The following is a 20460-nucleotide window of genomic DNA, read 5'->3' as shown; positions in this document are numbered from 1 at the left end:
AATTAGGGGACCGAGTATGCCGCAGCGGTGTGACTTATATATAGAGAGGTTGAGCGAAACAGCGTGAGCTGTTTCGCATCAGGGGCATTTCAGACGAAGCAGAGCGACAGCGGTTCAGCGATATAGGCAGGTTTTTCCTCGCCGTCGATCTCCAGGGTGGCAGTGGCCTTGAGCAGCCACTGGCCGGGTTTCTTCTCGGTGACGTCGGTCAGCTCGACCTTGAGACGCACCTTGGAGTCGACTTTCACCGGCTGGATGAAGCGCACGCTGTCCAGGCCATAGTTGACCACCATCTTCAGGCCTTCGGGCAGCACGAGGATGTCTTCCATCAGTTTGGGGATCAGCGACAGGGTCAGGAACCCGTGGGCGATGGTGGTGCCGAACGGGGTTTTCGCGGCCTTGGCCGGGTCCACGTGAATGAACTGGAAGTCGCCAGTGGCTTCGGCAAACAGGTTGATACGCTCCTGGTCAATGGTGAGCCACGCGGAACGTCCGAGTTCCTTCCCGACATAATCTTTGAGCTCTGCAACAGGAACATAGGGCATTGAGACTCTCCTTGGTTCAACGATTTTTTTAGTGTTAGACCCAGTGCTTTGTGGTCTGAAGTATCCACTTTAGATCATCATGGCGATCCTTCCCGGTAAACATCCATGCTTTTGGCGAATGCCGGTTCATAGCGCCTGCGTGCTTATAATGCGCCACGGGATCTGGCTGGAGAGGCGGTATGTTGTTACGCGGTTTGACATGGTTGGTGCTGTTCCAATTGCTCGGCACGGCGCTCAATCATCTGCTGTTACCCGTACTGCCAGGGCCGATCATCGGCCTGTTGCTGCTGCTGGTTTTTCTGGTGGTGCGTGGCGAAGTGGGCGAGCCGCTGAACCTGGCGGCCAGCAGTCTGTTGCGTTACCTGCCACTGCTGTTGGTGCCGCCTGCCGTCGGGGTGATGGTTTATGCCCGGGATATCGCCGCGGACTTCTGGGCAATCACCGGAGCGCTGGTGCTGTCGCTGGTGATCTCCATGGCTTTTGTCGGCGTGCTGATGCAGCGCCTGGTCAAGCGCCAGTCCCGCCGGGAGGACAGCCAATGAATGTCGATTGGCAGGGCGCCTGGGCGGCGGTGATTCACCATCCGCTGTTCGGTATCGGCATCACCCTGGGTGCCTATCAACTGGTGTTGGCAGCTTTTGAGAAAACTCGCTGGATGTTCCTGCAGCCGGTACTGGTGTCCATGCTGCTGGTGATTGGTGTGTTGCTTGGCTGTGGCTTGAGTTATGCCGAGTATCGCAAGAGCACCGAGATTCTGAGCATTCTGCTGGGCCCGGCCACTGTGGCCCTGGCAGTGCCCTTGTACCTCAACCTGCGGCGCATCCGCCAATTGTTCTGGCCGATATTGACTACGCTGGTGGTGGGCGGGGTGCTGGCCACCAGTCTGGGGGTGCTGTTGGGATGGTGGTTCGGTGCTGAGCACATGATCCTCATGACCATGGCGCCCAAGTCGGTGACCTCGCCGATCGCCATGCTGGTGGCCGAGCAGATTGGTGGCGTCGCGGCCCTGGCTGCGGTGTTCGTGCTGATTACCGGAGTGATCGGGGCGATTTTCGGCCCGAGCATCCTCAACCGCCTGGGCGTTCATGGGCCTGAGGCGCGAGGCATGGCCTTGGGCATGACCGCTCATGCGGTGGGCACCTCGGTGGCCTTGCAGGAGAGTGAGGAGTGCGGCGCCTTCGCGGCGCTGGCCATGAGTCTGATGGGCGTGGCCACGGCGGTACTGCTGCCGTTGGCGGTGTCTTTGCTGGTTTAAGGATTGATGTATGAGCCTAGCGCTGTTTCCCCTGAATACCGTGCTGTTCCCTGACTGCATCCTCGATCTGCAGATTTTCGAGGCGCGCTACCTGGACATGATTGGCCGCTGCATGAAGCAGGGCTGCGGCTTCGGGGTGGTGTGCATCCTGGAGGGTGAGGAGGTCGGTAGTGCCGCGTCGGGCTATGCCCTGGTGGGCTGCGAGGCACTGATTACCGACTTTCACCAGCAGGACAATGGGCTCCTGGGAATCAGGGTCAAGGGTGGTCGGCGTTTCCGCGTGCTCGAGAGCGAAGTGCAGAAAGACCAACTGACGGTGGCCCAGGTCCAGTGGCTGCCGGAGGCTGCGGAGCAACCACTGCAGGATGAGGACGCAGACCTGATCGCGCTGCTCAAGGCCCTGGCCGAGCATCCGATGGTGGAGGCCCTGGACATGGGCAGCGAGGCGGCGGGGCAGTTGTCCCTGGCTAATCAACTGGCCTACCTGCTGCCTTTTTCCGAACAGGACAAGATCGACCTGCTGCAACTGGATGACCCGCAGCAGCGTCTCGATGCCATCCAGCAACTGCTGGATGAGCTGCAAGGCGAACTCTTCGCCTGAGCCCTGAACCTCTAGCGGCGGCTACAGCTTGCCGCTTGCACTCTTAATAGGCATATCGCAGCAGGGCGTGAGGCAGATGCCGTGTCGCCATGAACCCGCACATCAACAGCATGACCGGCAGTAGCAGCCACCAGACCTTGGCCGACATCGGCTTGAGCGGGCCTTGCCATTGAATCAGGGTCAGGCTGGCGGCACAGACACAGGTTGCGAGCATGGCACCGGCGAGAATGTCAGTTGGCCAATGGGCACCCAGGTAGACCCGGGACAAGGCAATGGACGCCGCCGGCAGGCAGCCCAGCAACAGCCAGGTCAGGCGCATTCGTGGTGGCTGGCCACGGCCTGCCAGTACCGCCAGGGTCAGGAACAGGGCGAAGGAGCCAGAAGAGTGGCCGCTAGGCATACTGAAACTGGTGAGGGGCTCGGTCAGAACCTCGGGACGTACCCGTGCGAAAAACCATTTGCTGCCGGTGTTGGCCAGTGCAGTGCACATCAGGGTCGCGCCGGCGAATACGGCTTGGCGCCATTGGCGCAGGGCCAGGAGTAGCAGGGTCAGTACCGCGCTGATGATGAACATGGCGCGAAATTCGCCGATCTGGGTGACCATCACCATGATCTTGTCCAGGGTCGGGTTCCGGTGTTCCTGTACCAGGGCGATCAGGCCCTGGTCGAACTGCGTGAGATAGGGGTAGCCGATGAACAGCCCTGCCAGGATCAACAGGCTCAGGCCGGACATCAGCAGGGTCGCCCGGCGATGACGACGCAGGCTGCTGGCGACGCTCAAGCCGATCAGCACCGCGAGGCTGCCGACTACGACACCGGCTTGTGGCCAGAAGCCTTCGGGCAGCGGCAGGCGAATCGCCGCGCCAGTGGCCCAGCCTGGCAGCAGGTAAGCCACTGACCAGCCTGCTGCAGCCAAGAGGCTGACGGCGAAAAATCGTGCAAATGGCATGTCGAACATGCCGGCAACCATTGGCAGCATCGGCCGCAACGGGCCGATGAAGCGCCCTACCAACAGACTGGCGATGCCGTAACGCTGGAAATAGGCTTCGGCGCCGTTGATCCATTCCGGATGATGGCGCAGTCCTGGCAGGCGACGGATACTCTGGTGAAAGTGTCGCCCCAGCAGGTAGGACACCACGTCCCCGAGCAAGCCGCCGAACAACCCCAGGAGCAGGGTTTCTCCCAGTGACAGCGCGCCGTTGCCGGCCAGCACGGCAATCGCGAACAGCAGCACCGTTCCCGGAACGATCAGGCCGGCAATGGCCAGGCACTCCACGCAGGCCACAATAAATACGGCGGCGGCCAGCCATTGCGGGTTGCTGGTCAGCCAGGCGGTCACGCTGTCGAGCCATGGGCCCATAAATTCAACTCCATTGTCAGTGTCTGGCGGGTACGGGCTGCGGTAATCAGTCGAGGATCAGGTAGTCGCGACCTTCGACTTGGCCACGGCGCAGCGGGTTCCTTGTGCAGTGGGGTGCATAGGCGGCATCGACGAAGCGGTACATCAGGTGTTCGTCACGACCGTGGGGGATGCCCAGGCGCGTGGTCTGGATGATGTGCGGCACGGCGCTGCCGACGTCCTCGACGAAGAGGGTTTCGTGATCGAAGCGTTTTGCATCCCAGATCGGGACTTTCAAGCCCATGGCCTTGCACAGCAGGGTCTGGCCAGCGCAGAGCTTCTGCGAGGGGCGCGGGCGGCCACGGGCGTCCGGGTTGTTCAGCAGCATTTGCGCCAGGCTGGCCGGGCCGGAGACGGCGTCGACCCAGGGATAGGCGGACTTGATCAGTACCGCATTGCCAGGGCCCTGGGCGCTGAAGTTAAGCGAGTCGCCGCCGCGGGCGTAGTACATATAGATGTGCCCGCCATCGAGAAACAAAGCCTTACGTTTTTCTGTGTAGCCGAGGGAGGCGTGGCTGCCTTTTTCCTCGCAGTAATAGGCTTCGGTTTCGATAATGCGCGCGGACAACCACAGCTCGCCGACTTTATGGCGAATGACTTTGCCCAGCAGCTCACGGGCCAAGAGCTGAGCATCACGGTCGAAAAAGCCGTCAGGCAAGGCTTTGGGCAGGTTCGCAGAGGTCAGGATGGACATGGTGGCGAGGGTTATGGCGGAAAAAGTGACGTAATGGTAACAACTCCAGGCTTAATTCAGGCTGAAGCACGAGTATTTACACTCCATTTCGACCATCCGCCTGTGACCGCTGTCCGTGAACGGGCGCGACAGCTATAATCAGCCGCTTTCCTCTTTGCCAAGACCACACCAGACCATGACTGAGTCCGTTCTTGACTACATGACCCGTTTGGGTCGCGCTGCCCGCCAAGCTTCCCGGGTGATCGCCCGTGCCACCACTGCGCAGAAGAACCGTGCGCTGCTGGCGGCTGCCGATGCCCTGGACGCTGCGCGACCGGAACTGACCGCAGCCAACGAGCAGGACCTGGCAAACGGCCGGGCCAATGGTCTGGAACCCGCTCTGCTGGATCGTCTGGCGCTGACTCCCGCACGCATCGACGAAATGATCGAAGGCCTGCGTCAGGTGGCCAAACTGCCTGACCCCATCGGTGAAATCCGCGATATGCGCTACCTGCCTTCGGGCATTCAGGTGGGCAAGATGCGCGTGCCCCTGGGCGTGATCGGCATCATCTACGAGTCCCGTCCGAACGTGACCATCGATGCTGCCAGCCTGTGCCTGAAGTCCGGCAACGCCACTATCCTGCGGGGCGGTTCCGAGGCCATTCATTCCAACCGTGCCATTGCCACCTGCATTCAGCAGGGATTGGCGGCTGCCGATCTGCCGCCTCATGTGGTGCAAGTGGTGGAAACCACCGATCGTGCTGCGGTGGGCGCGCTGATCACCATGCCCGAGTTTGTCGACGTGATCGTGCCTCGTGGCGGCAAGAGCCTGATCGAGCGGGTCAGCCGCGATGCCAAGGTGCCGGTGATCAAGCACCTGGACGGCGTCTGTCATGTGTTCATCGACGTGGCGGCGGACCTGGACAAGGCGATTCGTATTGCCGATAACGCCAAGACCCAGCGCTACGCGCCGTGCAACACCATGGAAACCCTGCTGGTTCATGCCGCCATCGCTGACCGTGTGCTGCCGCCATTGGCTGCGATCTATCGCGACAAGGGCGTCGAGCTGCGTGGCTGCGAGCAAACCCGAGGAATTCTCGGCGCCGATGTGCTGCAAGCGACTGAAGAAGACTGGCGCACCGAGTACACCGCGCCGATCCTCTCGATCCGGGTGCTGGACAGCCTGGAGCAGGCGATCGAGCACATCAATACCTACGGTTCGCACCACACCGACTCCATCGTCACCGAGAACTTCAGTGACGCTCGGCGCTTCCTCAACGAAGTGGATTCCAGTTCGGTCATGGTCAACGCCTCTACGCGCTTTGCCGACGGTTTTGAATATGGCCTGGGGGCGGAGATCGGCATTTCCACCGACAAGCTGCACGCCCGTGGCCCGGTTGGGCTGGAAGGCTTGACCAGCGAGAAGTATGTGGTTTTCGGCGACGGTCACGTGCGCACTTGATGGGCAAACGTATCGGTCTGCTGGGCGGCACCTTCGATCCAGTGCATATCGGCCACTTGCGTGGTGCGCTGGAGGTGGCGGAATCCATGCAACTCGATGAGTTGCGCCTGACACCCAGTGCCAGGCCGCCTCATCGGGATACACCGCAGGTGTCGGCGCTCGATCGTCTGGCAATGGTCGAATGTGCGGTGGCGGGCGTTTCCCCCCTGGTGGTGGACGACCGTGAGCTGAAGCGGGACAAGCCGTCCTACACCATCGACACCCTGGAACAAATGCGGGCCGAGCTGGCCGCGGATGACCAGTTGTTTCTGTTACTGGGCTGGGACGCGTTTTGCGGCCTGCCCACCTGGCATCGTTGGGAAGAATTACTCCAGCATTGCCACATCCTGGTGCTGCAACGCCCGGATGCCGACAGCGAGCCACCGGATGCCTTGCGCAACCTGTTGGCGGCGCGCTCGGTGAGCGACCCACTGGCCCTGCAAGGGCCGGGGGGACACATTGCATTCGTCTGGCAGACGCCGCTTGCGGTGTCCGCCACCCAGATCCGTCAACTGCTGGCCAGCGGTAAGTCGGTACGTTTCCTGGTGCCTGACGCGGTCCTGGCCTATATCGATGCTCACGGACTTTACCGTGCGCCGAACTGAAGGAACGCTGCCGGCCTGTGCTGAGCGGCGCTCCAAACATACGAGCTGAACGAGTTTTATATGACTAACCAAGTAATGAAAGGCGAAGATCTGGTCAAGGTGGCTGTTGCCGCGCTGGAAGACGTCAAAGCCCAGGACATCCTGGTGATCGATGTTCGCGACAAGCAGAGCATCACTGACTACATGATCATCGCCACCGGTACCTCCAATCGCCAGATCAGCGCGATGCTGGAAAAGGTCCGCGAAATGGTCAAGGCCCAGGGCGTGCGCCCGTTGGGTGAAGAAGGCAAGGGCGACAGCGACTGGGTGCTGCTGGACCTGGACGACGTGATCGTGCACATGATGACCGCCTCGGCCCGCCAGTTCTACGACCTGGAGCGTCTGTGGCAGGGCGCCGAGCAGAGCCGCGCGGCTGACGGCAAGCACCACAGCCCGGAGCATGGTCACGAGCACTTCACCAAGCTCAACAAAGACCAGCAATAAGGGACGGCTGTGCGCCTGCGTCTGATCGCTGTCGGTTCACGCATGCCCAAGTGGGTGGAAGAGGGTTGGCACGAATATGCCAAGCGTCTGCCATCCGAGCTGGCGCTGGAACTGGTGGAAATTCCGCTTAATACCCGAGGCAAGAACGCCGACGTGGCTCGCTTCATCCGTCAGGAAGGCGAAGCCATGCTGGCCAAGGTCGGGCATAACGAGCGCATCGTCACTCTTGAGGTGCACGGCAAACCCTGGAGCACCGAGCAGTTGGCGGTGGAACTGGATCGCTGGCGCCTCGATTCGCGCACCGTGAATTTCATGGTCGGCGGCCCGGAAGGGCTGGCGCCGGAAGTCTGCGCGCGAGCGGATCAGCGCTGGTCGCTGTCGCCGCTGACCTTGCCGCACCCGCTGGTGCGGATTCTCATCGGTGAACAGCTGTATCGCGCCTGGACCGTGTTGTCCGGGCACCCTTACCACAAGTAGCCCGCGCCCCTAATGTCCCAGCCGATCCGTATCAAGGACCACGAAAAAGACGCCCGTCTGGTGCGTGGCCGGGTCGTGTTCGGCGCCATCATGGTGGTCTGCCTGATTGGCGTGCTGATTGCCCGGCTGTATTACCTGCAGGTGATCCAGTACGACTATCACTCCACGCTGTCGGAGAACAATCGGGTGCATGTGCAGCCGATTCCCCCGACTCGCGGACTTATTTTCGACCGTAATGGCGTGGTAGTGGCTGATAACCGGCCCAGCTTCAGCCTGAGCATGACCCGCGAACGTTCCGGTGACTGGCAGCAGGTCCTCGATGTGATTGTCGAGGTGCTGGAACTGACCCCTGAAGACCGGGTGCTGTTCGAAAAGCGCATGAAGCAGGGGCGGCGTCCCTTCGAGCCGGTGCCGATCCTCTTCGAGTTGACGGAAGAGCAGATTGCCCGCATTGCGGTGAACCAGTTCCGTTTGCCCGGGGTGGAGGTGGTTGCTCAACTGGTCCGGCATTACCCTCAGGGAGCGCATTTTGCGCACTCCGTGGGCTATATGGGACGGATCAACGAGAAAGAGCTGAAGTCCCTTGATCCGGTGAACTACAGCGGTACCCACCATATCGGCAAGACTGGCATCGAACGCTTCTATGAGCCGGAACTGCATGGGCAGGTGGGTTACGAAGAAGTTGAAACCAACGCCCGTGGTCGAGTGCTGCGGGTGCTCAAGCGCACCGACCCGATTCCCGGCAAGGACATTGTCCTGAGCCTGGATATCAAGTTGCAGGAGGCCGCGGAGCTGGCTCTGGGCGGCCGCCGCGGTGCGGTGGTGGCGCTGGACCCGAGCACCGGTGAAGTCCTGGCGATGGTCAGCCAGCCGAGTTTCGATCCGAACCTGTTCGTCACCGGTATCAGCTTCAAGGCTTACGCCGAATTGCGTGATTCCATTGATCGGCCGCTGTTCAACCGGGTGCTGCGCGGCCTGTATCCGCCGGGTTCGACCATCAAGCCGGCGGTGGCGATTGCCGGGTTGGACGCCGGGGTGGTGACGGCCTCGTCTCGCGTCTACGACCCGGGCTACTACCAACTGCCCAACTACGATCACAAGTACCGCAACTGGAACCGTACCGGTGACGGTTATGTCGACCTGGACACCGCGATCATGCGGTCCAACGACACCTATTTCTATGACCTGGCCCACAAGCTGGGGATCGATCGGCTCTCGGCCTACATGACCAAGTTCGGTATCGGCCAGAAGGTCTCACTGGACATGTTCGAGGAGTCTCCCGGGTTGATGCCGACCCGCGAGTGGAAGCGCGCCACCCGGCGTCAGGCCTGGTTCCCTGGAGAAACCCTGATTCTCGGGATCGGCCAGGGTTACATGCAGTCGACGCCGTTGCAGCTGGCCCAGGCTACCGCCCTGGTTGCCAGTAAAGGTAAGTGGAACCGGCCGCACCTGGCCAAGAGCATCGAAGGCGAGAAACCGGTGGATCACAACCCGATGCCGGACATCGTCCTGCGCGACCCGTCGGACTGGATGAAGGTCAATCACGGCATGCAGCAGGTGATGCACGGCGCCCGAGGCACTGCGCGCAAGGCCGCGGTCGGTTCGCAGTACCGGATCGCCGGCAAGAGCGGTACCGCCCAGGTGGTGGCGATCAAGCAGGGCGAGAAATACGACCGCTCCAAGGTTCAAGAGCGGCATCGCGACCACGCCCTGTTTGTCGGCTTCGCCCCGGCGGAAAATCCGAAGATCGTGGTCTCGGTCATGGTCGAGAACGGTGAGTCGGGCTCCGGTGTCGCGGCTCCCGTGGTGCGTCAGGTGATGGATGCCTGGCTTCTCGGCCAGGACGGCCAGCTCAAGCCTGAGTTCGCCAGCCCTATCAGCGCGGAGGCTACGGCCCGTGAAGAGTAATTTTGACCGCATCCTCTCCAGTGAGGATGTGATGCGCCGTCGCGCGACGTTGTTGCAGCGCCTGCATATCGACGGCCCGCTATTGGTGCTATTGCTGACCCTGGCCGCCGGCAGCCTGTTCGTGCTGTATTCGGCCAGTGGCAAGAGTTGGGACCTGCTGGCCAAGCAGGCCACGTCCTTCGGCATCGGCTTGGTGTCGATGATGGTCATCGCTCAATTCGAACCGCGTTTCATGGCGCGCTGGGTGCCCCTGGGCTACGTGTTCGGTGTGGTGTTGCTGGTGGTGGTGGACGTCATGGGTCACAACGCCATGGGCGCGACCCGCTGGATCAACATTCCTGGGGTGATTCGCTTCCAGCCGTCGGAGTTCATGAAGATCATCATGCCGGCGACCATCGCCTGGTACCTGTCCAAGCGCACCTTGCCGCCCAATCTCAAGCATGTGGGGATCAGCCTGGTATTGATCGGTATTCCATTCATCCTGATCGTACGCCAGCCGGACCTGGGCACCGCTCTGCTGATCCTGGCCGGTGGCACCTTCGTGCTGTTCATGGGCGGGTTGCGCTGGCGCTGGATTCTGAGTGTGCTGGCAGCCGCAGTACCGGTGGCGATCGCCATGTGGTTCTTCATCATGCATGACTACCAGAAACAGCGAATCCTGACTTTTCTCGACCCCGAGAGCGATCCTCTGGGCACGGGCTGGAACATTATCCAGTCCAAGGCGGCCATCGGTTCCGGCGGGGTTTTCGGCAAGGGCTGGCTGCTGGGTACGCAGTCGCACCTGGACTTTTTGCCGGAGAGCCACACTGACTTCATTATTGCGGTCATGGGCGAGGAGTTCGGTCTGGTGGGCATCTGCGCGCTGTTGCTGATCTACCTGCTGCTGATCGGGCGCGGGTTGGTGATCACTGCCCAGGCGCAGACCTTGTTCGGCAAGTTGCTCGCCGGCAGCCTGACCATGACGTTTTTTGTTTACGTTTTCGTCAACATCGGTATGGTCAGTGGCTTGTTGCCGGTAGTGGGGGTTCCGTTGCCGTTCATTAGCTACGGAGGAACTTCGCTGGTGACGCTACTGTCAGCGTTTGGGGTTTTGATGTCGATCCATACCCATCGCAAGTGGATCGCGCAGGTTTGATTAAGGTGAAGAATTCAATGCAAGTAATGCGTGGCTGGGCTGCTCGGCATGCGCCGTGGGTCGGTCTGGTAAGCATCCTTGGTGCAGCGCAACCCGCGTTCGCCGGTGATTACGAAGGTTCGCCGCAAGTGGCCGAATTCGTTGGCGAAATGACTCGGGACTATGGTTTCGCCGGGGAACAGCTGATGGGCGTGTTCCGCGAGGCCGAGCGCAAGCAATCGATTCTTGATGCCATCTCCCGGCCTGCCGAGCGGGTCAAGCAGTGGAAAGAATACCGGCCGATGTTCATTACCGACGCGCGCATTGCTCGCGGTGTGGATTTCTGGCGCCAGCATGAAGCGGTTCTGGCTCGCGCCGAGCAGGAATATGGCGTGCCGGCCCAGGTCATCGTGTCGATTATCGGCGTTGAGACCTTTTTTGGGCGTAATACCGGTAATTACCGGGTGATCGATGCTTTATCTACCCTGGGTTTCGATTATCCGCCCCGTGCCGAATTCTTCCGCAAGGAGCTGCGCGAGTTCCTGCTGCTGGCCCGTGAAGAGCAGCTCGATCCGCTGAGCCTCAAGGGCTCCTACGCAGGAGCCATGGGCCTGCCGCAGTTCATGCCGAGCAGTTTCCGCGCCTATGCGGTGGATTTCGACGGTGATGGCCACATCAATATCTGGACCAACCCGGACGATGCCATTGGCAGTGTCGCCAGTTACTTCAAGCGTCATGGCTGGGTGGCCGGTGAACCGGTGGTGAGTCGTGCCGATGTGCGTGGCGATCGCGTGGACGAAGGATTGACCACAGGGATCGAGCCGACCAAGACGGTCGGGGAGTTGCGGGCCCTGGGTTGGTCGAGTCATGATGCGCTGCGCGATGATATGCCGGTCACCGCTTTCCGTCTGGAAGGTGACAGTGGCCCGGAATACTGGATGGGCCTGAAGAACTTTTATGCGATCACTCGCTATAACCGCAGCGTGATGTATGCCATGGCCGTACATCAGTTGTCTGAACAGCTGGTCCAAGCACGGGGCGTCAAGTAATGCTGGCAATGCCAATCCACAAACCCCTGAAGCTGGTGGCTTTTGCCGCGTTGTCCTTGTTGTTGGTCAGTTGCTCGACGAGTCGCTCGCCGCAACAGAAGTCCTCGAGTGGCGTGCGTTCCATGCCTGGCCTGGACGTCAATCGCGCCCACAAGGATGGCGCACCCTGGTGGGACGTCGATGTCTCGCGCATTCCCGATGCGACCCCGACCCTGCACACCGGCCCGTACAAGGCCAATCCCTATACGGTGCTGGGCAAGACCTATTTCCCCATCCAGGAATCCAAGAACTACGTGGCCTCTGGCACGGCGTCTTGGTACGGTACCAAGTTCCATGGTCAGAATACCGCCAATGGCGAGGTCTATGACCTTTACGGCATGAGCGCTGCACACAAGACCCTGCCGTTGCCCAGTTACGTGAAGGTCACCAACCTGGACAACAATCGTAGCGTGATCCTGCGGGTCAACGATCGCGGTCCGTTCTACTCCGACCGCATCATCGACCTGTCCTACGCTGCGGCAAAGAAGCTCGGCTACGCCGAGACAGGCACCGCTCGGGTCAAGGTCGAAGGCATCGATCCGCAGCAATGGTGGGCCCAGCGTGGCCGTCCGGCGCCGTTGATGCTCAATGAGCCGCAAGTGGCGCAGAATAGCGCGCCGGTGATCACGGCTTCGGCCGGTGCTGTCGAACAATGGACGCCGCCGCCCCAGCAACACGCTGCCGCAGTGGTTCCCGTACAAGTGAAAAACACTGCTGCAGCGGCCTCTGGCCAGTATCTGCAGGTGGGCGCTTTCGCCAACCCGGACGCTGCCGAGTTGCTGCGGTCGAAATTGAGCGGAATGGTGAGCGCCCCGGTGTTCATCAGCTCGATCGTACGTAATCAGCAGACGCTGCATCGAGTGCGACTGGGGCCATTCGGCACGCCGGGTGAGGCTCAGCAAGCGCAGAACAGTGTGCGGCTGGCTAACCTTGGCCAGCCCAGCGTGGTCACTGCCGAGTAAGAAGATTGAAGGTCCGCTTGCGGTATTGGGGGGCGGACCCTGGTTGTTGGCTCGTCGAACAACAAAAGCCCGGCAAGGGTCAGTGAGTGAACAACTGAATACGCGACAGCCCTTTAGAAGGCTGTCTGAATTAGTTTTGCCCTCGGGCAAGTTTCCATTAGCAACTTCGAGAGACGGATGAACATCACCACCTTTGCCAAACGCCTGTGCCTGCTTGTCCCGCTGATCATCACGCCCGCCGCCTGGGCGGTCGAAGCGATGCCGTCGCCACCGCAACTGGCCGCCAAATCCTATGTGCTCATGGACGCCAGCAGCGGTAACGTGCTGGTGGAGAACAATGGTGACCAGCGCCTGCCGCCGGCCAGTCTGACCAAGCTGATGACAGCCTACATCGCGACCCTGGAAATCCGTCGCGGCCAGATCGGCGAGAACGATCCGGTGACCGTCAGCGAGAACGCCTGGCGTACCGGCGGGTCGCGGATGTTCATCAAGGTGGGTTCGCAAGTCACCGTCAGCGACTTGCTGCACGGCATCATCATTCAGTCCGGTAACGACGCCAGCGTTGCGGTTTCCGAGCACATTGCCGGCAGCGAAGACGCGTTTGCCGACATGATGAACAAGACGGCTACCGATCTGGGCATGAGCAACAGCCACTTCATGAACCCGACCGGTCTGCCGAACCCTGAGCACTACTCGTCGGCCCACGACATGGCCGTGCTGGCTCGCGCGATCATCCACGAAGACCCTGCCCACTATGCGATCTACTCGCAGAAGGAGTTCTTCTGGAACGGCATCAAGCAACCTAACCGTAACCTGCTGCTGTGGCGCGACAAGACTGTCGATGGTCTGAAAACCGGTCACACCGATGAAGCCGGCTATTGCATGGTGTCTTCGGCAGTACGTGATGGCATGCGTCTGATCGCCGTGGTGTTCGGCACCAACAGCGAACAGGCTCGTGCCGCCGAAACCCAGAAGCTGCTGACCTACGGTTTCCGTTTCTTCGAAACCCAGACCTTCTACCAGAAAGGCACCGAGCTGGCTCAGGCGCCGGTGTGGAAGGGCACCACTCATCAGGTCAAGGCCGGTCTGGCTGAAGATCTGACCATGACCATGCCTAAAGGCCAGTTGAAAAAGCTCGCCGCCAGCATGACCATGAACCCGCAACTGGTTGCGCCGATCGCCAAGGGCGACGTGATTGGTAAAGTCGAAGTGAAACTGGACGACAAGGTGGTGCACAGCGCTGACCTGATCGCCCTGGAAGCGGTCGACGAAGGTGGTATCTTCCGCCGCATGTGGGATAGCATCCGTCTATTCTTCTACGGCTTGTTCAACTGATATTGTCGACCCGCGTGGCCCTCGCTCTTAAGTAGAGTGGGGGTCATGTCCGTCGCCACGGCTTACGAGGCCGTTACTGCCATGACAGACACTGACGTTAAGTCGCACAAGATTGAATTCCCCGTCGATGACTATCCGATCAAGGTGATCGGTGACACGGTTGTCGGCTTCAAGGACACCGTGATCGAGATCCTTGCCAAGTACGCCACCCTGGACATCAAGTCCCTGGCCGAGCGTCAGAGTAGCAACGGCAAGTACACCACGGTACAACTGCACATCACCGCCACCGGTGAAGACCAACTGCGTGATATCAATAGTGCCCTGCGTGCTACCGGTGTCGTCCACATGGTGCTGTGATGCCGCAAACGCTGGGCTTTCGTGAGCTTGGCCTGATGGCTTACGAGCCGGTCTGGCATGCCATGCAGCGTTTTACCAATGAACGCGGCACCAGTGCACCGGACGAGGTCTGGCTGGTGCAGCATCCACAGGTATTCACTCAGGGCCAGGCGGGCAAGGCCGAGCACCTTTTGCTTCCGGGGGATATCCCGGTGGTGCAGGTGGATCGTGGCGGTCAGGTGACCTATCACGGGCCGGGCCAATTGGTCGCCTATCTGTTGCTGGACGTGCGCAGGCTGGGATTCGGTGTACGAGATCTAGTCAGTCGCATGGAACAGTGCCTGGTGGAGCTGCTGGCCAGTTATGGCGTAGCGGCAGCGGCCAAGCCCGATGCACCGGGTGTCTACGTCAATGGGGCGAAAATCGCTTCCCTGGGCCTGCGTATCCGTCACGGATGCTCCTTTCACGGTCTGGCCTTGAACGTGGATATGGATTTGCAGCCGTTTCGACGGATTAACCCCTGTGGTTATGCCGGGTTGGCGATGACCCAGCTAAGCGACCATGCAGGGCCGATTGAATTTGCCGAGGTAAGTGCCCGGCTGCGTGCGCAGCTCGTCAAACACCTCGACTATGCTGAGCAGACGACCCTAACGGGCGGAATCGACTGATATGACTACTGCGCAAGACGCTGTTCAAACCCTGATCCCGACGGTGGATGTCTCCGAGCGGGCGCCGCGTCCGAAAGTTGAAGCCGGCGTCAAATTGCGCGGTGCGGAAAAGGTTGCGCGCATTCCGGTGAAGATCATTCCGACCACCGAACTGCCGAAGAAACCGGACTGGATCCGGGTGCGGATTCCGGTATCCCCGGAAGTCGACCGGATCAAGCAACTGCTGCGCAAGCACAAACTGCACAGCGTCTGCGAAGAAGCATCCTGCCCGAACCTGGGCGAATGTTTCTCCGGCGGTACCGCGACCTTCATGATCATGGGCGACATCTGCACCCGTCGCTGCCCGTTCTGTGACGTTGGCCACGGCCGTCCGAAACCTCTGGATGTTGACGAGCCGATGAATCTGGCAGTGGCCATCGCCGACCTGCGCCTGAAGTATGTGGTGATCACTTCGGTGGACCGCGACGACCTGCGTGACGGCGGTGCTCAGCACTTTGCCGACTGCATTCGCGAGATCCGCAAGCTGTCGCCGAACGTACAGTTGGAAACCCTGGTGCCCGACTACCGCGGTCGCATGGATGTAGCCCTGGAAATCACCGCTGCCACGCCTCCGGATGTGTTCAACCACAACCTGGAAACCGTGCCGCGCCTGTACAAGGCTGCGCGTCCGGGCTCGGACTACCAGTGGTCGCTGACTTTGCTGCAGAAGTTCAAGCAACTGGTGCCCCATGTACCGACCAAGTCTGGCTTGATGCTGGGCCTGGGCGAAACCGACGACGAAGTCATCGAAGTCATGAAGCGCATGCGTGAGCACGACATCGATATGCTGACCCTTGGCCAGTACCTGCAGCCGTCCCGCAACCACTTGCCGGTTCAGCGCTTCGTGCACCCGGATACCTTCGCCTGGTTCGCCGAGGAAGGCTACAAGATGGGCTTCAAGAATGTCGCTTCGGGCCCGCTGGTACGTTCCTCGTATCACGCCGACGAACAAGCGAAACTGGCCCGAGAAGGCCTGGTTTCCTGATTTGCTGCCCGCAAGGCTTGGGTCTTGCGGGCAGTTTCCCGGCTCTTTCGAGCACCTCTTCCGTCTCAGTTGTTTTTTCGTCCACCCGGTCGCCTCCTCCTCTTCTGTTTAACGAGATTCATGGCTACTGTGCTTGAGTGAACTCACACAGGGAGAATCTGCATGCCCATCCAACCGACTGCTGCCCTTCATGCTCACCTGCCGGTGCCGGCACTGGCTGCGGAAGGCGTCATCGGCCTTATCGCCCCTGCCGGTCCCGCAGCGCTGGATACCGAAAAAGCCTTTCAATGGATGCGTTCCCGGGGTTATACGCTGCGGATTTTTCCCGGTGTAGGGCAGCAAGAGGGATACCTGGCCGGCAGCGACGAGGTGCGTCTCGATGACTTGCACAGCGCGTTTACCGATAGCGACATCGATGCCATTCTGTGCCTGCGCGGGGGTTACGGCAGCCCGCGTTTGCTGGACAAAATCGACTTTGAGTTGCTGCGGCGCAATCCAAAACCCTTTGTCGGCTACAGCGATATCACTGCCCTGCACCTGGCGATCAACCGCTATGCAGGGTTTGTGAGCTTTCACGGGCCGATGCTCAATGCCGACCTGCTAGGTGACAAGCAACCGCCAACCGAGGCGTGCTTTTTCAATCTGCTCCGGGGCCAGGTGAAGGCGGGCAGTCTGCTGCCCCATCCGGTGGCGTTCCCTTTGACCACCATCGAGCCGGGTATCGCCTTAGGCTCTTTGCTGGGCGGGAACTTGTCGATGATCGCCAGTACCCTCGGCACCCCGTATGAGATCAATACCGACGGCATCATCCTGTTCATTGAGGACGTCAACGAACCACTGTATCGCATAGATCGCCTGCTCAATCACCTGCGGCTGGCCGGCAAGTTGGACAGCTTGCGTGGCGTCTTGGTCGGGGATGTGGCCGGTGTGGACTTCAGCGCCTTGTGCCGCCTGCTCAAGCAGACTTTCGAGCCGCTGCGGATTCCAGTGCTGGCGGGATGGCGCAGTGGCCATTGTGACCCTAACCTGACTTTGCCCATGGGCGCTCTAGTCAGGTTGGACGCAGGGGCCAGGGAGCTGACCCTGGCGCAGGACGTGGTGTTCAAGTAGGGCTGGTCCTGGCGAAGGAAGAGCCCCTTCGCCAGTTCTGGGCTTAGCGGTTGCGCAGGCTGTCCAGCAACTTGTGAGTCGGGTAGCCATCTGCGGGCCAGCCCAGTGCTTGCTGGGCGCTACGAATGGCTTTGCGGGTGTTGGCTCCGATGATACCGTCGGGGTTGCCGGCGTCGTAGTTGTTGGTGCTGAGCAGGGTCTGGAGTTCGATGCGCTCGGAGCGGCTCAGAGGCAGGTCGTCCTTGGGCCAGTTGCCACTGATCAGACCGGCGCCGCCGAAGCGTTCGGACAGCAGGTTGACTGCCAGGGCGTAGGACGATGAGTTGTTGTACTTGAGCACCGCTCGGAAGTTATCCAGGATCAGGAACGCCGGCCCCCGATAACCCGCAGGCAGCAGTAAGGATGCGGACAATTGCTCAGAGCCGTAAGGCAGCGCCTTGCCATTGGCGGTTGTCATCCCCAGGCGCATCCACTCGGTCACGGTCTTGCGAGTGGAAGCATCGGCCAGGGCATAGTCGAAGCCGCTGTTGAGCTGGACTTCAACACCCCAGGGCTGGCCTTTTTGCCATCCTGAGCTCTGCAGATAGTGAGCGGTGGAAGCCAGGGCGTCAGCCGGGCTGTTCCAGATGTCGCGACGACCATCGCCGTCGAAGTCCACGGCGTGAGTGTTGTAGGTGGTCGGAATGAACTGGGTCTGGCCCATGGCGCCGGCCCAGGAGCCCAGCATCTTCTCTGGCTGGATGTCGCCGTGTTGAATGATCTGCAAGGCAGCAATCAGCTGACTGTTGGCAAAGGCCGGGCGTCGTCCTTCATACGCCAGGGTGGCCAGGGAGCGGATCACCGACTTGTTGCCCTGGAAGTCGCCGAAATTACTCTCCATGCCCCAGACGGCCACCAAGGCCTGGCGATCAACGCCATAGCGCTGTTCGATTCGTTGCAGGATGTCGCTGTATTGGACCAGCAGTGCCTGGCCCTTGCGTACCCGTACCGGCGACAGTGCGCCATCCAGGTATTCCCAGACGGGGCGGGTGAACTCCGGCTGGCTGCGGTCGGCCTTGATCACGCTCATGTCCGGGGTGACCCCAGCGAAGGCGCGGTCGAATACATCCGCGCGGACTCCGGCGCCCAAGGCTTCGGCGCGGAAGGCGTTCAACCATTCATCGAAGGTCTGAGTGGGCTGGATGTCCAGATTGTCGATGGCGAGTGGCGCGACAGTAGCAGGTGCGGCAAGGGGGGCTGCCTGGAGGTTGGGTAGCGGCTGGGCGTCGGCGGCAGTGGGTTTCTCCGCGCAGGCGACTAGCAGAACAAGGCTGGAGGCAGCGATCAGTTGGCGCATGTGCCAACGACGAAAAAGACAAAAGGGCATGCACAGGTCCAGAGAGAATAACAATCAGGTGCAGACCTTATCATGCCAACGGGGTTCAGGGCTTCAGGCGGCCAGAAAGTAAGAAGCCTCCCAGCTTTTAGACTGGAAGGCTTCGCGGCGGTAGCTGCCTTTGCCCTTGGCCGGGCGTTCCTGACGGCTGCGGAACAGTGGCTGGGCGATGATGGACTTGGCCTTGTTGGGGCCATGCTTGGATGGCTTGCTCATGGTGAATGCTCGCTTTTTCAGGAGGAAAAGTGTTGCGGCGCGAATCATCGGCCAGAGTGGCTCTGCTGTCTAGTGCAAGCAAAAGATTAGTGGCGCGATTATTCGGCAGGCAATGCCAGGCGTTGGCCGGCCATCAGCAGCGACAGACGGCTCAGGCTGCTCCAGGGCGAGCCGCTGGCTTGGCCCTTGATCTGTGCATCGATACGCTGGGCATCCAGGAGCAATTGGCCCCAACGTTGCGCCGAATAGCGCTGCAAGGCTTTGCTCATCAAGGGTTTGCGCTTGTCCCAGACAGGAGGGCGAGCCTGACTGAAGACCTTGTCCAGCGGTACGCCCTGACTGAATTGCAGTGCCAGGTTGGCCAGCAGTCGCAGTTCCCGGGACAGGGCCCAGAGAATGACCGGTGGTTCGACGCCTTCGCCTCGCAGTCCTTCAAGCATGCGTAAAGCATGAGCGGCCTCGCCGTTGAGAATCGCATCCACCAGCCCAAACACGTCGAAGCGAGCACTATCGGCCACGGCGGCCTGTACCGTTTCGACGGTGATCTGCCCGCCTTCGGCCATCAGCTTGAGCTTTTCGATTTCCTGGGCGGCCGCCAGCAGGTTGCCTTCTACCCGGGCGGCGATCAGTTCCACGGCGTCCTGGCTGGCGGACAGGCCGGCCTGGGACAGGCGCTGGCGAATCCACTGTGGAAGCTGGTTGGCGTCCACTGGCCAGATCTGCACGAACTGAGTCTGGGCACCTTCGACCAGGGCCTTGCCCCACTTGGTCTTCTGCGCGCTGCCATCGAGCTTGGGCAGGCTGATCAACAGCACCGTGTCTTCGGCCGGACGCGAGCAGTATTCGATCAGTGCTGCCGCGCCCTTGTCCCCAGGCTTGCCCGAAGGCAAGCGCAACTCCAGCAGGCGCTTTTCTGCGAACAGCGACATGCTGGCCCCTGCTTGCAGCAGGGTGCCCCAGTCGAAGCTGGCATCGGCGCTGAAGACCTGGCGCTCGTCGAACCCCTGCTGGCGTACGGCAGAGCGAATGGCGTCGGCGGCTTCCTGGCACAGCAAGGGATCGTCGCCGCTGATCACGTAGACCGGCGCTAGAGTGCCTTGCAGGTGTTTGCCGAGTTGGGCGGGAGCGAGTTTCATAGGCGGGGGCCAGAGGGGCGCCTGAGCGCCCCGCAAGGCTTACTGGTTCGGCAGTTCCAAGGGAGACTGTTGCGGAGTTTCCGCCTCAGCCTTGCGTGCAGCTTCCAGGGCCTCGGCTTCTGCCTTGGCTTTGGCCTCGGCGGTAGCCTGCAGTTGAGCAAGCTGTTCCGGGGTCAGCAGTTGCAGACGGATCAGCATCCGCTGAATCAGGTCGCGACGCATTTCCTTGCGGGTTTCAGACGATTCCTGATCCGAGCCAGTGATGTTGTTGCCGTCGTGCAGGAAGACTTTCTGCACTTCCAGCTTGTCATTGAGCAGGCGCAGGTTGTCATGAGTCAGGATCTCGTACCTGAGCGTTGTGCTGATCTCGTATTCGGCCGAGCTGCCACCGCCGGTGTAGCTGAGCGTGCGCTGGGAGTTTTCTTCATTCAGCAGCACCAGCTTGTAGGGCGCGCCGGCATGGACCCGTACGCCACTGTTTTCCAGTTGCTGCTGGAGCATTTTCACGGTGGTGCCGTAGGCGTCACGAGCACTCAGGTCGAGCTCCTTGATGGTCAGCTCCTGGGTTCCCGTGCCGCGCAACTGGAAGCCACAGGCGCTCAGCAGTACAGCCAGGCCCATCACCAGCAGGTTACGTTTGATCATGTAT

At 60.8% G+C, this 20460-nt stretch carries 23 protein-coding genes; 16 read left to right on the top strand and 7 right to left on the bottom strand.

Translation table 11 applies throughout. From position 1 onward, the window contains the following. Nucleotides 1-89: 89 nt before the first annotated feature. Nucleotides 90-545 (bottom strand): MaoC family dehydratase, encoded by a 456-nt coding sequence (locus ACSSVC_RS31820; RefSeq protein ID WP_346635662.1) that lies wholly within the window; start codon nucleotides 543-545, stop codon nucleotides 90-92. Nucleotides 546-724: 179 nt separating this feature from the next. Here ACSSVC_RS31820 and ACSSVC_RS31815 point away from each other — a divergent pair, with 179 nt between their 5' ends. From ACSSVC_RS31815 to ACSSVC_RS31805, 3 genes are read left to right on the top strand one after another with little or no spacing between them, the layout of a single operon-like run. Further along, a complete protein-coding gene (locus tag ACSSVC_RS31815; protein WP_346635663.1) occupies nucleotides 725-1087 on the top strand; it encodes a CidA/LrgA family protein in 363 nt (120 codons plus the stop codon). After that, a complete protein-coding gene (locus tag ACSSVC_RS31810) occupies nucleotides 1084-1800 on the top strand; it encodes an LrgB family protein (protein ID WP_346635664.1) in 717 nt (238 codons plus the stop codon). The genes ACSSVC_RS31815 and ACSSVC_RS31810 overlap by 4 nt, the downstream gene beginning before the upstream one ends. A 10-nt stretch (nucleotides 1801-1810) precedes the next feature. Next, nucleotides 1811-2401 (top strand): LON peptidase substrate-binding domain-containing protein, encoded by a 591-nt coding sequence (locus tag ACSSVC_RS31805; RefSeq protein ID WP_346635665.1) that lies wholly within the window; start codon nucleotides 1811-1813, stop codon nucleotides 2399-2401. Nucleotides 2402-2444: 43 nt separating this feature from the next. Here the strand turns inward: ACSSVC_RS31805 and ACSSVC_RS31800 are convergent, their stop codons facing one another. Together ACSSVC_RS31800 and ACSSVC_RS31795 are read right to left on the bottom strand one after the other, a co-directional pair. Continuing rightward, nucleotides 2445-3761, bottom strand: coding sequence for a bifunctional DedA family/phosphatase PAP2 family protein (locus ACSSVC_RS31800; RefSeq protein WP_346635666.1), 1317 nt, complete (start codon nucleotides 3759-3761; stop codon nucleotides 2445-2447). A gap of 46 nt (nucleotides 3762-3807) precedes the next feature. After that, nucleotides 3808-4494 carry a DNA-3-methyladenine glycosylase gene (locus ACSSVC_RS31795; protein WP_346635667.1) on the bottom strand — a complete coding sequence of 229 codons (687 nt, stop codon included), beginning with the start codon at nucleotides 4492-4494 and terminating at the stop codon, nucleotides 3808-3810. Nucleotides 4495-4669: 175 nt separating this feature from the next. On the opposite strand from ACSSVC_RS31795, the gene ACSSVC_RS31790 reads away from it, so the two are divergent. From ACSSVC_RS31790 to ACSSVC_RS31730, 13 genes are all read left to right on the top strand, one after another. Next, the gene (locus ACSSVC_RS31790; protein ID WP_446440396.1) at nucleotides 4670-5935 is read left to right on the top strand and encodes a glutamate-5-semialdehyde dehydrogenase; all 1266 of its coding nucleotides are present in this window, start codon (nucleotides 4670-4672) and stop codon (nucleotides 5933-5935) included. After that, nucleotides 5935-6579 (top strand): nicotinate-nucleotide adenylyltransferase, encoded by a 645-nt coding sequence (gene nadD / locus ACSSVC_RS31785; protein WP_092309649.1) that lies wholly within the window; start codon nucleotides 5935-5937, stop codon nucleotides 6577-6579. The genes ACSSVC_RS31790 and nadD overlap by 1 nt, the downstream gene beginning before the upstream one ends. Before the next feature lie 60 nt (nucleotides 6580-6639). Next, on the top strand, nucleotides 6640-7062 hold the full coding sequence (rsfS, locus tag ACSSVC_RS31780) for a ribosome silencing factor (RefSeq protein ID WP_404937739.1): 423 nt from the start codon (nucleotides 6640-6642) through the stop codon (nucleotides 7060-7062). A 9-nt stretch (nucleotides 7063-7071) separates the two neighbouring features. Further along, on the top strand, nucleotides 7072-7539 hold the full coding sequence (gene rlmH / locus ACSSVC_RS31775; protein ID WP_011063671.1) for a 23S rRNA (pseudouridine(1915)-N(3))-methyltransferase RlmH: 468 nt from the start codon (nucleotides 7072-7074) through the stop codon (nucleotides 7537-7539). A 12-nt stretch (nucleotides 7540-7551) separates the two neighbouring features. Continuing rightward, on the top strand, nucleotides 7552-9447 hold the full coding sequence (gene mrdA, locus ACSSVC_RS31770; RefSeq protein WP_346635669.1) for a penicillin-binding protein 2: 1896 nt from the start codon (nucleotides 7552-7554) through the stop codon (nucleotides 9445-9447). Nucleotides 9448-9478: 31 nt separating this feature from the next. After that, nucleotides 9479-10582 (top strand): rod shape-determining protein RodA, encoded by a 1104-nt coding sequence (gene rodA, locus ACSSVC_RS31765; protein WP_492612598.1) that lies wholly within the window; start codon nucleotides 9479-9481, stop codon nucleotides 10580-10582. Between the two features lie 5 nt (nucleotides 10583-10587). Further along, nucleotides 10588-11610, top strand: a complete 1023-nt coding sequence (mltB, locus tag ACSSVC_RS31760; protein WP_185073441.1) for a lytic murein transglycosylase B — start codon at nucleotides 10588-10590, stop codon at nucleotides 11608-11610. Further along, entirely contained in the window at nucleotides 11610-12611 is a 1002-nt protein-coding gene (locus tag ACSSVC_RS31755) for a septal ring lytic transglycosylase RlpA family protein (protein ID WP_492611868.1), read from the top strand. The genes mltB and ACSSVC_RS31755 overlap by 1 nt, the downstream gene beginning before the upstream one ends. A gap of 177 nt (nucleotides 12612-12788) precedes the next feature. Next, complete coding sequence (locus ACSSVC_RS31750; RefSeq protein ID WP_025129298.1) at nucleotides 12789-13946, top strand: D-alanyl-D-alanine carboxypeptidase family protein; 1158 nt, start codon at nucleotides 12789-12791, stop codon at nucleotides 13944-13946. Nucleotides 13947-14027: 81 nt separating this feature from the next. Further along, nucleotides 14028-14303 (top strand): DUF493 domain-containing protein, encoded by a 276-nt coding sequence (locus tag ACSSVC_RS31745; protein WP_025129297.1) that lies wholly within the window; start codon nucleotides 14028-14030, stop codon nucleotides 14301-14303. Next, on the top strand, nucleotides 14303-14950 hold the full coding sequence (gene lipB / locus ACSSVC_RS31740) for a lipoyl(octanoyl) transferase LipB (protein WP_123724387.1): 648 nt from the start codon (nucleotides 14303-14305) through the stop codon (nucleotides 14948-14950). The genes ACSSVC_RS31745 and lipB overlap by 1 nt, the downstream gene beginning before the upstream one ends. A 1-nt stretch (nucleotide 14951) precedes the next feature. After that, the gene (gene lipA, locus ACSSVC_RS31735) at nucleotides 14952-15974 is read left to right on the top strand and encodes a lipoyl synthase (RefSeq protein ID WP_102865352.1); all 1023 of its coding nucleotides are present in this window, start codon (nucleotides 14952-14954) and stop codon (nucleotides 15972-15974) included. Nucleotides 15975-16136: 162 nt separating this feature from the next. After that, nucleotides 16137-17084 carry a S66 peptidase family protein gene (locus ACSSVC_RS31730; RefSeq protein ID WP_492611867.1) on the top strand — a complete coding sequence of 316 codons (948 nt, stop codon included), beginning with the start codon at nucleotides 16137-16139 and terminating at the stop codon, nucleotides 17082-17084. Between the two features lie 43 nt (nucleotides 17085-17127). On the opposite strand, the gene ACSSVC_RS31725 is transcribed toward ACSSVC_RS31730, so the two are convergent. The 4 genes from ACSSVC_RS31725 to ACSSVC_RS31710 form a co-directional block, all read right to left on the bottom strand. Beyond that, the gene (locus tag ACSSVC_RS31725; RefSeq protein WP_446440397.1) at nucleotides 17128-18450 is read right to left on the bottom strand and encodes a lytic murein transglycosylase; all 1323 of its coding nucleotides are present in this window, start codon (nucleotides 18448-18450) and stop codon (nucleotides 17128-17130) included. 63 nt (nucleotides 18451-18513) lie between these two features. Next, the gene (gene arfA / locus ACSSVC_RS31720; protein WP_007927093.1) at nucleotides 18514-18675 is read right to left on the bottom strand and encodes an alternative ribosome rescue factor ArfA; all 162 of its coding nucleotides are present in this window, start codon (nucleotides 18673-18675) and stop codon (nucleotides 18514-18516) included. A gap of 98 nt (nucleotides 18676-18773) precedes the next feature. After that, the gene (gene holA, locus ACSSVC_RS31715; protein WP_115581007.1) at nucleotides 18774-19811 is read right to left on the bottom strand and encodes a DNA polymerase III subunit delta; all 1038 of its coding nucleotides are present in this window, start codon (nucleotides 19809-19811) and stop codon (nucleotides 18774-18776) included. Nucleotides 19812-19850: 39 nt separating this feature from the next. After that, nucleotides 19851-20456 (bottom strand): LPS-assembly lipoprotein LptE, encoded by a 606-nt coding sequence (locus ACSSVC_RS31710; protein ID WP_346635673.1) that lies wholly within the window; start codon nucleotides 20454-20456, stop codon nucleotides 19851-19853. Nucleotides 20457-20460 lie beyond the last annotated feature (4 nt).

The organism is Pseudomonas sp. E1BtOHC1 (genome assembly GCF_058744285.1).
The sequence above is the reverse complement of the archived record's forward strand: the minus strand, read 5'-3'. Positions and strand labels throughout refer to the sequence as shown.